The sequence below is a fragment of the Planococcus sp. RAB007_Raresut genome, assembly GCF_057369535.1.
This window is the reverse complement of sequence record NZ_JBXYIF010000043.1, coordinates 1-377: the sequence shown is the minus strand read 5'-3', so window position 1 is coordinate 377 and position 377 is coordinate 1. Positions and strand designations below refer to the sequence as shown.

The 377-nt window shown below is 41.9% G+C and carries 1 pseudogene; it reads right to left on the bottom strand.

What is annotated here, in order from left to right:
• Positions 1-113: 113 nt before the first annotated feature.
• Positions 114-377: pseudogene (locus AC2Q9J_RS17670) on the bottom strand (MocR-like pyridoxine biosynthesis transcription factor PdxR); the annotation flags it as partial.

Here is a 377-nt window from a genome sequence, read left to right as displayed (position 1 = left end):
AGGGCTTATAGGAAGAGAAGAAGCTAATACAGCTTTTTCTCTTTCTTTGCGTTTGGGAAAGTGTACTTTTACGAACGCTTAATAGATATAAAGCCCATCCTTAAAAATTTAACTTAGGGACTTTTCCAGACCGATGCAAGCGATTGAATGCCCTTCCGAATTTCTCCGATAGTCGGAGCCCCATAGCCGATGATCACTCGGTCGGTGATTTTGGTTTCTTGATACATATGGGATACGGAATCAACTTCAATGCCGAGCGAATCAGCCCTTGCAATTGCTTCTCGTTCCGTTAAGTAAGCAGGTAATTGGACAATGATATGCAGTCCAGCCTCATCTCCTCTAACAGAAAAATCTTCTCCTAAAAATTCATCTATCGC